Genomic DNA, 13,208 nt, shown 5'->3' on the forward strand with positions numbered 1-13,208 from the left:
TGCTTCGTAGCTGGCCGGACCGGTTAGCCGTTGTGGTCGCCTGACTCTGTGCCGTCGGACTGCGTATGTGTGGTCTCGGCTGTGTCGCCCTCGTCGTCCGATTTGCGCTCGCGCTCGAACTGGATGTACCGAAACGTTCCGTAGCCGAAGGCGATGACGCCGACGAGGAATATCCGGACCCCGAGGTCGACCTGTCCCTCGAAGTACGCAAGCATCGGGCCGAGCGAGAGGGCAAGCAGCGCGACGTTGAACACGATGACGAGTTTGACGAACAGCCCTGTGGTGTCGCCGCTGTAATCGCCGTCCGTCGGGGACGGAACGTCCGGTCCGAGGCTCTCCGGGTCGAACTCCTCTGGTTCGTACTCGCTCTTTTCCGAGAGGACGCCGCCGCTCTCGTTCGGGTCGTCCTCGCCGGGGATGTCCATCACACTAGCTACGACGCGTGGACGCTAAAAGTACTTCCTGTCAGGCGATCTCCTGTAAAGTGAGCGCCGTATCAGTCTGTAGCCACGCGAGCGGGTTCTCGGCGTCGTAAAACACTGTCCCCTCCTCGGTCTCGTAGGTCTCGGTCGTCTGGATGGCGTCCGGGAGCGCCGGCTCCGACCGCAGTTCTTCGGACCTATCCGCCTCGCCGTGGGGGGATGCGTGGTGCGACATTGGCCGTCAAACTTGGGTATGTTACTCGATGGCATATACTTTCTGCCTGTGGCAATACCCCGTCGACCGCCGGTGTTTTTATGCGGCATCTCGAAACAAGGCCAAGAATGAGTGACGGCACCCAGGGCACGCTGGGGGACTTCGGGCAGGACGCGGGCACAGACGACCGCCCGGTCGCCGACGAAGCGGCGGCCATCGCGGGCAACGGTGGGAGCGACGGCGGGACGAGCGTCGTCGATCTCGACGAGCGTCAGTTCCCGCCCGTCGAGGAGACCGTCGAGTTCGTCGTCACGCAGGTCGACTACACCATCGAGGGCCAGGGCGACGACGAATTCCCGGTCGTCCACGTCTTCGGCCGCACCGACGACAACGAACCGGTTCACGCTCGTGTCTTCGATTTCAAGCCGTACTTCTACGCGCCGACCGACAGCGTCACCGACGACGGACTCCGTCAGTACGATAGCATCACTGGCTGGGAAGAAGCCGACGCGGACGGCGAGCCCTACGAATCGATTCGGGGCGAGCGCCTGACGAAGATATTCGGCCAGACGCCACGCGACGTGGGGCAGATACGCGACGACTTCGACCACTACGAGGCGGACATCCTCTTTCCCAACCGGCTGCTGATCGACAAGGATATTACGAGCGGCGTGCGCGTCCCCGCCCGCAAACTCGACGACGGGAGCCTGAAGGTCCACCACGAGGAGATTCAACCGGTCGAGGCCCACGCCGACCCGCGGGTCAACACCTTCGATATCGAGGTCGACGACAGGCAGGGGTTCCCCGAGGACGGCGAGGAACCGATCATCTGCCTTACCTCCCACGACTCCTACCGCGACGAGTACGTCGTCTGGCTGTACGAGTCCCCCGACGGCATCGACGGCCCCGAGGCGCTGGCCGGCTACGACCCGATTCGGGAGGACTTCGAGGCCGACGTGCGCGTCTTCGGCGAGGAGGAGGCCATGCTGGAGGCCTTTGTCGACTACATCATCGACACCGACCCCGACGTGCTGACGGGCTGGAACTTCGACGACTTCGACGCGCCGTACTTCCTCGACCGCCTAGAGGAACTCCAGAGTTACAACCACGACTACGACCTGTCCGTCGACCGCCTCTCCCGCGTCGACGAGGTCTGGCGGTCGGGCTGGGGCGGCCCCGATATCAAGGGCCGGGTCGTCTTCGACCTTCTCTATGCCTACAAGCGCACGCAGTTCACCGAACTCGAATCCTACCGGCTCGACGCCGTCGGCGAACAGGAACTCGGCGTCGGCAAGGAGCGCTACACTGGCGACATCGGCGACCTCTGGGAGCAAGACCCCGAGCAGTTACTGGAGTACAACCTTCGGGACGTGGAGCTCTGTGTCGAACTCGACCGCGAACAGGACATCATCGACTTCTGGGACGAGGTCCGCACCTTCGTCGGCTGCAAACTGGAGGACGCAACGACGCCCGGCGACGCCGTGGACATGTACGTCCTCCACAAGCTCCACGGGGAGTTCGCACTGCCGTCGAAGGGTCAACAGGAGAGCGAGGACTACGAAGGCGGCGCGGTGTTCGACCCCATCACCGGCGTCCGCGAGAACGTCACCGTGCTGGACCTGAAGTCGCTGTACCCGATGTGCATGGTGACGACCAACGCCAGCCCGGAGACGAAGGTCGACCCCGAGACCTACGACGGTGACACCTACCGCGCGCCCAACGGCACGCACTTCCGGAAGGAACCGGACGGCGTCATCCGGGAGATGGTCGACGAACTCCTATCAGAACGCGAGGAGAAGAAAGAACGCCGGAACAGTTTTGACCCCGAAAATCCGGAGTACGAGCGCTTAGACCGTCAGCAAGCGGCAGTGAAGGTGATAATGAACAGCCTGTACGGCGTTCTGGGATGGGACCGCTTCCGCCTCTACGACAAGGAGATGGGCGCGGCGGTCACCGCCACCGGCCGCGAGGTCATCGACTACACCGACGAGGTCGTCGCGAGTGAGGGCTACGAGGTCGTCTACGGGGATACCGACTCGGTCATGCTCCAATTGGGCGACATCAGCCCGGCGGACGTCGAGGGCGACGTGACCGTCACCGATGAGATGCGCGAGAAACACCCGGAGATGAGCGACGACGAACTCGAACTCATCGCCGCGACCATCGGGAAGGGGTTCGAACTGGAGGAGACCATCAACGACTCGTACGACGAGTTCGCGATGGAGGAACTGAACGCCGACGAGCATCGCTTCCAGATAGAGTTCGAGAAGCTCTACCGGCGGTTCTTCCAGGCCGGCAAAAAGAAGCGCTACGCGGGCAACATCGTCTGGAAGGAGGGCAAGCACGTTGACGACATCGACATCACGGGCTTCGAGTACCAGCGCTCGGACATCGCGCCCATCACCAAGCGGGTCCAGAAGGAGGTCATCGACCGCATCGTCCGCGGCGAAGACGCCGAGTCCATCAAACAGTACGTCAGCGATGTCATCGAGGACTATCAGGATGGCAACGTCAATTACGACGACGTGGGCATCCCCGGAGGCATCGGCAAGAAACTCGACAACTACGACACCGACACTGCGCAGGTCCGGGGCGCGAAGTACGCCAACCTTCTGCTGGGGACGAACTTCCAGAGCGGCTCGAAACCCAAGCGCCTCTATCTCGACCGGGTCCACTCGGACTTCTTCCAGCGCATCGAGGACGAAGAAGGCCTGGACCCCCAGCGGGACCCGCTGTACGGCGAGTTCCGACGGGACCCCGACGTTATCTGCTTCGAGTACGCGGACCAGATCCCCGAGGAGTTCGAAATCGACTGGGACAAGATGCTCGATAAGACACTGAAAGGACCGATTGCTCGGATCTTGGAAGCCATGGATATCTCCTGGGAGGAGGTCAAGTCCGGGCAGGAACAGACGGGACTCGGCAGCTTCATGTAACCCACAGAAAGCAGGGGCTTACTGCTGCAAGAAATATTATTTCTATATACAGAAGTTGAGTTCGCAGCAATGCGAAAGCTTCATGGGTGAAACGTACCTTCTTTCGGTTGACCTAAGAGATACCTATGGCGAAACTCGAAATCAACAATCTCCACGCAGAAGTCGCAGAAGAGGACGGTGAGACGATTCTCCGCGGTGTCGACCTCGAAGTCGAGTCCGGCGAGATCCACGCGCTGATGGGTCCAAACGGCTCAGGCAAGTCCACAACGGCGAAGATTATCGCCGGCCACCCGGCCTACGAGGTAACCGACGGCGAAGTGCTTATCCACCTCGAAGAGGACGAGTTCGGTGACGAAGAGATCCCGGAGGATCTCCGAACCTGGAACCTGCTCGACCTCGAACCGAACGAGCGCGCCGCGCTCGGCATCTTCCTCGGCTTCCAGTACCCGGCCGAGATTGAGGGCGTCACGATGGTGAACTTCCTCCGCACTGCGCTCAACGCCAAGCTCGAAGAGCGCGAGGAGCTCTTCGAGGACGACGAGGAAGAAGAGGCCGACGCAGAGGGCGGCGACACCAACGAGGACGCCGCCGGCTACGACACCTCCCCGATGGAGGGCAACGTCGAAGAAGGAGAAATCGGTGTCGCCGAGTTCCAGGAAATCCTCCAGGAGAAGATGGAGCAGCTGGACATGGACGAGAAGTTCGCGTCCCGGTATCTCAACGCTGGCTTCTCGGGCGGCGAGAAGAAGCAAAACGAAGTCCTCCAGGCCGCGATCCTCGAGCCCTCCGTTGCCGTGCTCGACGAGATCGACTCCGGACTGGACATCGACCGACTGCAGGACGTCTCCAACGGCATCAACGCGCTCCGTGACGAGCAGGGCGCAGGCATCCTCCAGATTACCCACTACCAGCGCATCCTCGACTACGTCGAACCCGACCACGTCCACGTGATGCTCGACGGCCAGATCGCCACCTCCGGCGGTGCCGAACTCGCCGAAAAGCTCGAAGACGAGGGGTACGACTGGGTCCGAGAGGAAGCCTACGAGGCCGCGTAACGCCCTTCCGTACACAGCGATAACACTACACACACTATGAGTTCAGATCAAGACCACCTCAAAGAGACCGACACCGAGAAGCGCTTCGAATTCAAGAAAGAGGAGAAGTCCGCCTTCGAAGCCGAGAAGGGCCTCACGGAGGAGACCATCCGGGTCATCTCCGAAGACAAGGACGAGCCCGAATGGATGCTCGAACGCCGCCTTCGCGCGCTCGAACAGTACAAGGAGATGCCGATGCCGGACGGCTGGCCGGGCGCGCCCGACCTCTCCGAGGTCGACGTCGACGAGATCGTCCCGTACATCCGCCCCGACATCGAGACACGCGGCGGCGTCGACGACTGGAACGACCTCCCAGAGGAGATTCAGGACACCTTCGACAAACTGGGCATCCCGGAAGCCGAGAAGAACGCGCTCTCAGGCGTCGGCGCGCAGTACGAGTCCGAGATCGTCTACCAGAACATGCAGGAGCGCTGGGAGGAGAAGGGTGTCATCTTCTGTGACATGGACAAGGCCGTCCAGGAACACGAAGACATCCTCAAAGAGTACTTCATGACCAAGGCCGTGCCGCCGAGCGACAACAAGTTCGCGGCGCTGCACGGCGCTATCTGGTCCGGTGGGTCGTTCGTCTACGTCCCCGAGGACACCACGGTCGATATGCCGGTCCAGGCGTACTTCCGCATGAACTCCGACGGCATGGGCCAGTTCGAGCACACGCTCATCATCGCCGAGGAGAACTCCGAAGTCCACTACATCGAGGGCTGTTCCGCCCCGAAGTACTCGGAGTTCAATCTTCACTCCGGCGGCGTCGAAGTGTTCGTTAAGGAGAACGCCCACGTTCAGTACTCGACCGTGCAGAACTGGTCGAAGAACACGTATAACCTCAACACCAAGCGCGCCATCTGCGAGGCCGACGGCACGATGGAGTGGGTCTCGGGCAGCATGGGCTCGAAGGCCACGATGCTGTACCCCTCGACCGTCCTCAAAGGGCCCGGCGCGACGGACAACCACATCACCATCGCCTTCGCCGGCGAAGGTCAGGACATCGACACGGGCGCGAAGGTCTACCACAACGCCCCCGAAACGAAGTCCACCATCGAATCCAAGTCCATCAGCAAGGACGGCGGCCGCACGAACTACCGTGGCCTCGTCCACATCGCTGACGGTGCCGAAGACTCTTCGACCTCCGTCGAGTGTGACGCCCTGATGTTCGACAACGAGTCCACGTCGGACACGATGCCGTACATGGAGATTCAGGAGTCCAAGGTCGACGTTGCCCACGAGGCGACTGTCGGCAAGATCGGTGACGAGGACGTCTTCTACCTCCAGTCCCGCGGACTGGACGACGACGACGCAAAGCAGATGATCGTCGCCGGCTTCATCGAGCCGATTACGGAAGAACTGCCGATTGAGTACGCCGTTGAGCTGAACCGCCTCATTGAGCTTGAGATGGAGGGGTCGCTCGGATAACCATGAGTACGCAGGTACACGCCAATCTCACAGAGGCCCAAGTGGAACAGATTTCAGACGATCTCGGCGAGCCGGAGTGGCTGCTTGAGACGAGAAAGGACGCGCTCGCGGCGCTCGAAGAGCTCGAAATGCCGGACGTTATCCGGACGCCGGGTCGGACGTGGACGAACCTCGACGCGCTCGAATACGAGTCGCTGGTCGACCCGCTCGACTACGCACAGGACAAGGACCGCGTCGACGCCGAGGGCGTCGAGGTCCTCTCTTGGAGCGAGGCGCTCGACGAGCACGAAGACCTCGTTGAGGAGCACTTCGGCAGTACCGTCGACCCGCAGCGCGACTACCTCACCGCGCTGTCGACGGCCCTGTTCTCGGCCGGGACGGTCGTCTACGTCCCCGAGGGCGTCGACGCCGAGGACGTGAAAATCCGGACGACGATGAACAGCCAGTCGCTGTTCAACTACACGCTCGTCCTCGCCGAGGAGTCCTCCTCGGTCACGATTCTGGAACGCCAGCAGACCGGCGAGACGACCGACGCTGACCAGTACTACTCTGGTATCGTCGAGGTCGTCGCCGAGGAGAACGCCTACGTCCAGTACGGCGCGCTCCAGAACCTCTCGGAAGAGACCTACAACTTCCAGGTCAAGCGCGGCCACGCCGACACCTACGCCACGGTCAACTGGATCGACGGCAACATCGGCTCCCGACTGACCAAGTCTAACGTCGAGACCCGACTGCTCGGCGACTCCTCGGAGTCCCAGATTCTCGGAGCCTTCTTCGGCCACGAGGACCAGCACTTCGACATCGCGTCGCGTGTCTGGCACGAGGCTGAACACACTATCGCCGACCTCGTCACCCGCGGCGTCCTTGACGATGACGCCCGCTCGGTGTACGAGGGCGTGCAGGATGTCGGTCGTGAGGCCTGGGACACGTCGTCCTACCAGCGTGAGAACACGCTCATGCTCTCCGACGATTCCGAGGCCGACGCGTCGCCGAAGCTCATCATCAACAACCACGACACCGAGGCCTCCCACTCCGCGACGGTCGGGCAGGTCGACGAAGAGGACATGTTCTACATGACCTCCCGCGGTGTCGACCCGGAGAGTGCAAAGAACATGCTCGTCGAAGGGTTCTACGTCCCGGTACTCGAAGAGGTGCAGGTCGACGAACTCCGCGAAGACCTCGACCAGCTCATCTACGAGCGTCTTCGGGAGTAACGAGGTCCCACAGCGGCCTCGAACTGCAACGGACCGGCCCGCGAGACGCGGCTTGTTTTGCTGTTTTTTGTGACCGTCTGCAGTCAGTCACCAGTCGCGCTTATCGCCACGGAGCCAGACGTAGTCACACGGGTCCAGCAGGAAGGTGACGCCGCCGTCTTCGATGTGATAGCCGCCGTCACCGACTGCCTTCGACGTGTCGGCGTCGGGGACTTCCCACTGGAGGACGGCTTCGCGGTACTCGTCGGCGAAGTTATGGGCGAAGATGAAGGCGGTGTCACCGGTGTCGACGCGGTGAACGAGCACGTCCTTGTGGCCCGATTCGATCAGATGGAGGTCGCCGCCGCTGAGTTCTGGGTTGCGCTTGCGGGCCGCGACGAGACGCTGGATGTGTGACAGCAGCGAGTCAGGGTCGGCTTGCTGGTCAGCGACGTTGATGTGCTCGAAGCTGTACTCCTTCCCGACGACCGGCGGGTTGTAGCAGTCCTCGCGAGCGGCCGTCGAGAAGCCGCCGTTCTCGGTGTCGTCCCACTGCATCGGCGTCCGGACAGACTCCCGTTCGTCGAGCCACAGGTCCGAGCCCATGCCGATCTCGTCGCCGGAGAGGATGACCGGTGTCCCCGGATACGCAAAGAGGAGGCTGTGAGCCATCGCGATGCGGTCGTGGTCGTGGCCGAGGAGGTCTGCCAGCCGGAGCCGGTGACCCCGACCGAAAATCCACGAGGAACCGTCATCGGGGCCAAAGTACTCCCGGGCGTGTTCCAGCGCTTCATGGGGGAGTTTCAGGAGGTTCCACTCGTCGTGGTTCCGGAGGAAGTTCGCCCACTGTCCGACGCTGGAGACGTCCGGCAGGACCTCGTTCGCGCGGTGGAGTGGCCAAGTGTCTCTGACGCCGACGCCGTACACCATGTGAGCGTTCAGGACGAAATTGAACATGAGGTCGAACGCCTCGCCGTCGCTGAAGTAGTAATCGAGATGTTCGGGCTGGTCGTCGGCTTCGGCGACGAGTACGGCGTGGTCCTTTGCCGCTGTGACGACGCGTTTCAGCTCTTTGAACAGCTCGATGTCCTCGGTCGTCCCGTTGTGCCCCTTCGGCAGTAGCATCGGGTGGGCAGCGTCGATACGGAAGCCGTCTGCTCCCTGGTCCAGCCAGAAGCGCATCACGTCGTGGATTTCGTCGCGGACAGCGGGATTGGCGACGTTGAGGTCCGGCTGATGGTGGTAGAACTGGTGGAAGTAGTGCTTGCCGGCGACCTCGTCGTAGCTCCAGACGCCGTCCTCGCGGTCGGGGAAAATGTTGGTCGTCTGGTACGCATCGTCGAGGTGGCTTGTCCAGAGGTAGTAGTCGTGGTACTTCGAGTTGGGGTCCTCGCGGGCGCGCTGGAACCACTTGTGGTCGGTCGATGTATGGTTGAACACGAGGTCGGTGAGGACACGGATGCCGCGGTCGTGGGCGCGGTCGGTGAGTTCTCGGAAGTCTGCCAGTGTTCCCATCCGGTCGTGGACGCTGTAGTAGTCGGCGACGTCGTACCCGTTGTCCCGGAGTGGACTCGGATAGAACGGGCGGAGCCAGAGGCAGGTCACGCCGAGGTCCTCGATGTAATCGAGCTTCTCGATGAGGCCCCGGAAATCGCCCCAGCCGTCGCCGTTGCTGTCGTTGAACGTCTTTACGTCCAGTGTGTAGATGACCGCGTCCTCGTGCCAGCCGTGTTCGACCATCGCTCGTGTGTGGTATCGAGTCCCAGCCTCTGGTAGTTTCGGGTCCGTCCACGGACCGAGCCTGAACGGTTTCAGTTCGACGACAGGGAACCGCTTAAGTCCGGCCCTCCCCGAACTACGTGTATGACTGGAGCACAGCGCCGAATGGGGGTGGTGCCGTGAGTCTCACACAGCCGGTGGTGTCCGATCATCAACTGGCCCGGTTGCTACAGATCGGCATCGTCCTCGAAGAGGTCGTCGAGGCACGGGCGGCCAAGCACGCCGAGGAAACGAGCGGAGAGCACGAACAGGCAGTTCTTGACCTCCTCGCACACGCCGAGACGGAGTCAGCCGAGCACCGGCGGCAACTGGAGGCACTCATCGACGACCTCGAAGCGGACACCGTTCCGTTCGAGGAAATCGAGATGCTAGTCGAGGCCCAGTACGAAGCCGACGAGGACTTCGACGGCGTGTTGTACGACCAGCTCTGTAACGAGGAGACGGCGTACAAGTTCTACGACGACCTCATCGAAGCCATCGAGGCGTCCGACGTGACATTCACTATCGACCGCGAACGGCTGCTTGCCGTGCTGTCGGATATCCGCGAGGACGAGGCAGAAGGTGTCGAAGACGTGACCGACCTGATGGAGGACTATCAATGAACACGCAGGCCCAGTATCTGAAAGCGATCTATCTCACGCAACAGCAAGAAGACGGTCCGGCATCCACCGGCGACGTGGCCGATATGCTTGATGTCAGTCCGGCGAGCGCCAACGAGATGATCGGCAAGCTCGAAAGCCGTGGGCTGCTGAACCACGAGAAGTACAAAGGCGTCGACCTCACCGACGACGGCATCGCACAGGCTCGCGAGGCGCTCCAGAACTACTGTATCATCGAGCGGTTCCTCATCGAGGTGCTAGAGGTCGAGGAGTTCCGGGCCGAGGCAAAGCAGCTGGAGGGCGTCATCGATGAAACGGTCGCTGACCGTCTCGATACGATTATCGACCGTAAACCGCAGTGTCCCGACTGTTTCGACCCTGAGGGGGATGTCTGTGGCCTGCTCGAAGTCGAGGCTGAAGTCACCAGCGACTGACCGGCCGCTCTCGAAGCGTTCAAGTGCGTTCCGTCGATTATCCTGCATACGGATCGCTCATAGCGAGTGACGTCCCGTGGTGGTGAGCAAATCCTGTGGATTTGCGCGGTACACGGGACAGACGAAGTGAATGAAGTCCCGTGGTGTAGTGGCCAATCATAAGGGCCTTTGGAGCCCTTGACGGCGGTTCGAATCCGCCCGGGACTATTCAGAGCAAGCTTGTGAACCGTAGATATCCTCGGCGAGTCGAACTCAGCGGACGAGAAAATTCGAGTCCCCGTGGTCTGAATTCCACTGAAGTGTCGGCTACCAGAACACAAACAGCGGTCACATTTCTAGAGGGTGCGATAGCAGCGCTAACGGGCTGACACGTCCCATTCGAGGCAACAAATCGCAGCGCCCTCACATGAATAGCCCAACGAGTGTCCCAAATTCTGACACCGAACTGTAGATTTATGATGTTTCGTGCCAACTAGTGGCATATGAAAATCAGGGAGGCAGTGTCGTCGGACAGACCGGCTATCCGTGACGTGGCGCGTCGCTCGTTAGAGGCGTCGTATTCGCTGGGGCCGAAGGCGATCACGAGCGCTATCGAGGAGTGGTACGACGAAGAGCGTATCAATCAAATACTTACCGAGGAGAGTAACCGGTTGATTCTCGTCGCTGAGCAGGATGGGCAGGTGGTCGGTCTCTCCGAGAGCGTCCTCGCAGGGGATAACATCGGAACGATACTCTGGCTGCACGTCGACCCAGCGTACCGCGGCGAAGGGATCGGGTCGGCACTGTTTGACGAGACCCACGGAGAGCTCCACGACCGCGGTGCCGAGACGCTCCAAGGGCGCGTGCTGGCCGACAACGTCGAAGGCAACAGCTTCTACGAGGACCGCGGCTTCGAGCGCGCTGGCACGGGCGAGGTCGACATCGCTGGACGGACCTACGTCGAGAACCTCTACACCGACGCCGAAGAGCTCGGCCGCGAACCGATAACCGACGACGGCCGGACGGTCTACGTCGACCACAACAACCACGAGTCCGGGTCGATAGCGCCGTTCCACGTGGTCCACGTCACCGAAGAGGGAAGCGACCGCTACGGGTACTTCTGTAGTAACTGTGAGACGCTGGCGAACGCGATGGATTCGATGGGCCGTATCGAATGTAACAACTGCGGGAACGTTCGCAAGCCGATGCGGTGGGACGCCGCCTATCTGTAACTACGGCGGCGACTGGTCCCCTGTGCGCTGTGACGATTCCTGTCTGTTTGCCGGGAGGAGTATCAGCTTGTAGTACAGGCCGAACAGGCACAGGGCGATACCGACGCCGACGAGCACATCAGTCACCGCGTGTTCGTTCGCCGCGTGGGTCACGATCGACACATCGCCGACGGGCATGTGGAGCGGCTGGAGAGGCATGTATGCTGATTTATCTATTAGATGTAAAAAGCTGGACTGATGTTCCCAGCCGCTGAGAACCAGTCGCTGGCTGGCTCCCAGTAATGACCCTACCTGACACAGCGTCAGAGATAGTAATGCGTCCCTTCAGGAGACTGCGACGACGGGGTTTACCCCGCTATCTCCATCTGAAAATGCCGGTGTAGCAGCCGTTCTCCCTGTCGTAACGCTAAAGAGTCGAACGTACGTCTATATGTGTAAGATGAATATCGAAATCCGTTTCGGGAGGTGGTGCTGTGGGCGTCGAGATTAGGGAGTCACCTGTCTCAGCCGACGCGTTCGAGGAAATGAAGGAGTTCGTCCACGACTACCTCGCGGCGAGCGTCGAAAACGAAGAAGAGGGCGGCCGGATGCGCTGGTATCCGTGGCACTCCGCGGAGTATCGCTTCAACCACATCCTCAACGTCGTCGACATCGCGACAAAAATCGCCCGCAAGGAGGGCGCAAACGTGGACGTGACTCGCGTCGCAGCGTTGTTTCACGACATCGCGAAACTGGAAGCCGAGCAGGACCTCCATGCGGAAGCCGGCGCTCGGATCGCACGCGAGTATCTGCGGGCACACGGTGACTACCCAGAATCGTTCATCGAACAGGTCTGCGCCGCCGTCGAGGCTCACTCGTACCAGGGGCCGCTGGACGACCTGCCGCTGGAAGTACAGTGTCTCATCGAGGCGGACATCCTAGACAAAGTCGGCGCGAACGGGACCGCCCTGATGTTGTTGCGCATGGGCTATGAGTCCCGGACGCATATGGACGCGGCCGAGATGGTCGACCGTGTCATCGAGCGCGGTGAGGACGCGCGCGAGCGCGTGCAGAGTGACACCGCCGAGTCTATCGTCCACCAGCGGCTCAAGCGGACCCGTTGGTTCCAGGAGTGGCTAACGATGGAAGTCGCTGACATGGCCGTCGAAGACGACCTCGACGAGGTGGCGACTGGGATGGGCGATTCATAGCGCCCGCAGCAAGAACAGAACCCCGGTCCCGGCGAGAACAGCGGCACTAATCCATGCGACCAGCGGTGCGAGCCGCTCGATACGCGTTCTCGCGGCGACAATCGCCGCCGGAAATCCCGTAATCCAGATACCGATCCCGCCGAAAAACCCACCCAACAGCACCGGGTGGCCGGTTTGGACGGTTAATTCGTCAGACCCGACCGCGGGCACGTACGACGCCACGTCGACCACACCCGGTTCGAGGAGGCCCACGCCGACGGTGAGCCAGAAGGCGACCTGATAGGGGTTTGTCAGTGCCAGCACGAGCGCCTTGCGAAAGCCCCGGCTGTCCCCGGACGCGACCGACGACTCCCCCTCGGTAACTACTGTATTAGCCTCCTGAACTGCTCCGTACGCGAACCAGAGCATCAGGAGCCCGCCGGCACCGATCATCACTCGTCGAAGTCCCGGCGTCTCGGTGATGATCGTAGCGGCGCCGAGCACAGCGAGCACAAGGAAGCAGGCGTCAGCAGTCATCGCGCCGAGGCCAGCGAAGAAGCCGGCCCGCCAGCCCCGCAGTGCACTCTCCTCGGCAATAACGGCGTTCATCGGACCCGGTGGCGCGGCGAGCGCGAGGCCAAACAGGATTCCACCGAGAGCTGTCGGGACGAGCGAGAGCGCGCCGAGCTGGAGCAGGCCGGGTGAGTGATGCATCTATGGTCCGAGAAA

The 13,208-nt window shown here is 61.6% G+C and carries 13 protein-coding genes and 1 tRNA gene; 9 read left to right on the top strand and 5 right to left on the bottom strand.

Annotation, left to right across the window (positions count from 1 at the left end):
• Window positions 1–23: 23 nt before the first annotated feature.
• Window positions 24–425, bottom strand: coding sequence for a hypothetical protein (locus tag D3D01_RS06065; RefSeq protein ID WP_101350755.1), 402 nt, complete (start codon window positions 423–425; stop codon window positions 24–26).
• Between the two features lie 40 nt (window positions 426–465).
• Window positions 466–657: a hypothetical protein gene (locus tag D3D01_RS06070; protein ID WP_004517169.1), complete on the bottom strand. Its 192-nt coding sequence runs from the start codon at window positions 655–657 to the stop codon at window positions 466–468.
• A 107-nt stretch (window positions 658–764) separates the two neighbouring features.
• On the opposite strand from D3D01_RS06070, the gene D3D01_RS06075 reads away from it, so the two are divergent.
• From D3D01_RS06075 to sufD, 4 genes are all read left to right on the top strand, one after another.
• The gene (locus D3D01_RS06075) at window positions 765–3,572 is read left to right on the top strand and encodes a DNA-directed DNA polymerase (protein WP_121511583.1); all 2,808 of its coding nucleotides are present in this window, start codon (window positions 765–767) and stop codon (window positions 3,570–3,572) included.
• Between the two features lie 125 nt (window positions 3,573–3,697).
• Complete coding sequence (locus tag D3D01_RS06080) at window positions 3,698–4,627, top strand: ABC transporter ATP-binding protein (protein WP_121511584.1); 930 nt, start codon at window positions 3,698–3,700, stop codon at window positions 4,625–4,627.
• Window positions 4,628–4,663: 36 nt separating this feature from the next.
• A complete protein-coding gene (gene sufB, locus D3D01_RS06085; protein ID WP_004517166.1) occupies window positions 4,664–6,094 on the top strand; it encodes a Fe-S cluster assembly protein SufB in 1,431 nt (476 codons plus the stop codon).
• A gap of 2 nt (window positions 6,095–6,096) precedes the next feature.
• On the top strand, window positions 6,097–7,308 hold the full coding sequence (gene sufD / locus D3D01_RS06090) for a Fe-S cluster assembly protein SufD (RefSeq protein ID WP_101350752.1): 1,212 nt from the start codon (window positions 6,097–6,099) through the stop codon (window positions 7,306–7,308).
• An 87-nt stretch (window positions 7,309–7,395) separates the two neighbouring features.
• Here sufD and D3D01_RS06095 read toward each other — a convergent pair whose 3' ends face one another.
• Window positions 7,396–9,027 (bottom strand): alpha-amylase family protein, encoded by a 1,632-nt coding sequence (locus D3D01_RS06095; protein ID WP_121511585.1) that lies wholly within the window; start codon window positions 9,025–9,027, stop codon window positions 7,396–7,398.
• A gap of 158 nt (window positions 9,028–9,185) precedes the next feature.
• Between D3D01_RS06095 and D3D01_RS06100 the strand changes: the two genes are divergently transcribed.
• From D3D01_RS06100 to D3D01_RS06115, 4 genes are all read left to right on the top strand, one after another.
• Window positions 9,186–9,668 (top strand): rubrerythrin, encoded by a 483-nt coding sequence (locus D3D01_RS06100; RefSeq protein ID WP_101350750.1) that lies wholly within the window; start codon window positions 9,186–9,188, stop codon window positions 9,666–9,668.
• Window positions 9,665–10,099 carry a metal-dependent transcriptional regulator gene (locus D3D01_RS06105; protein ID WP_053967475.1) on the top strand — a complete coding sequence of 145 codons (435 nt, stop codon included), beginning with the start codon at window positions 9,665–9,667 and terminating at the stop codon, window positions 10,097–10,099. The genes D3D01_RS06100 and D3D01_RS06105 overlap by 4 nt, the downstream gene beginning before the upstream one ends.
• A gap of 134 nt (window positions 10,100–10,233) precedes the next feature.
• Window positions 10,234–10,306, top strand: a tRNA-Gln gene (locus tag D3D01_RS06110).
• A gap of 275 nt (window positions 10,307–10,581) precedes the next feature.
• The gene (locus D3D01_RS06115; protein WP_121511586.1) at window positions 10,582–11,310 is read left to right on the top strand and encodes a GNAT family N-acetyltransferase; all 729 of its coding nucleotides are present in this window, start codon (window positions 10,582–10,584) and stop codon (window positions 11,308–11,310) included.
• On the opposite strand, the gene D3D01_RS06120 is transcribed toward D3D01_RS06115, so the two are convergent.
• Window positions 11,311–11,508 (bottom strand): hypothetical protein, encoded by a 198-nt coding sequence (locus tag D3D01_RS06120; RefSeq protein WP_101350748.1) that lies wholly within the window; start codon window positions 11,506–11,508, stop codon window positions 11,311–11,313.
• 275 nt (window positions 11,509–11,783) lie between these two features.
• On the opposite strand from D3D01_RS06120, the gene D3D01_RS06125 reads away from it, so the two are divergent.
• On the top strand, window positions 11,784–12,500 hold the full coding sequence (locus D3D01_RS06125) for an HD domain-containing protein (protein WP_053967478.1): 717 nt from the start codon (window positions 11,784–11,786) through the stop codon (window positions 12,498–12,500).
• Here the strand turns inward: D3D01_RS06125 and D3D01_RS06130 are convergent.
• Entirely contained in the window at window positions 12,495–13,193 is a 699-nt protein-coding gene (locus tag D3D01_RS06130) for a LysE family translocator (protein ID WP_121511587.1), read from the bottom strand. The genes D3D01_RS06125 and D3D01_RS06130 overlap by 6 nt on opposite strands.
• Window positions 13,194–13,208: the final 15 nt, after the last annotated feature.

It is taken from the genome of Haloarcula sp. Atlit-7R (genome assembly GCF_003666065.1).
Taxonomy (GTDB): Archaea; Halobacteriota; Halobacteria; order Halobacteriales; family Haloarculaceae; genus Haloarcula; species Haloarcula taiwanensis.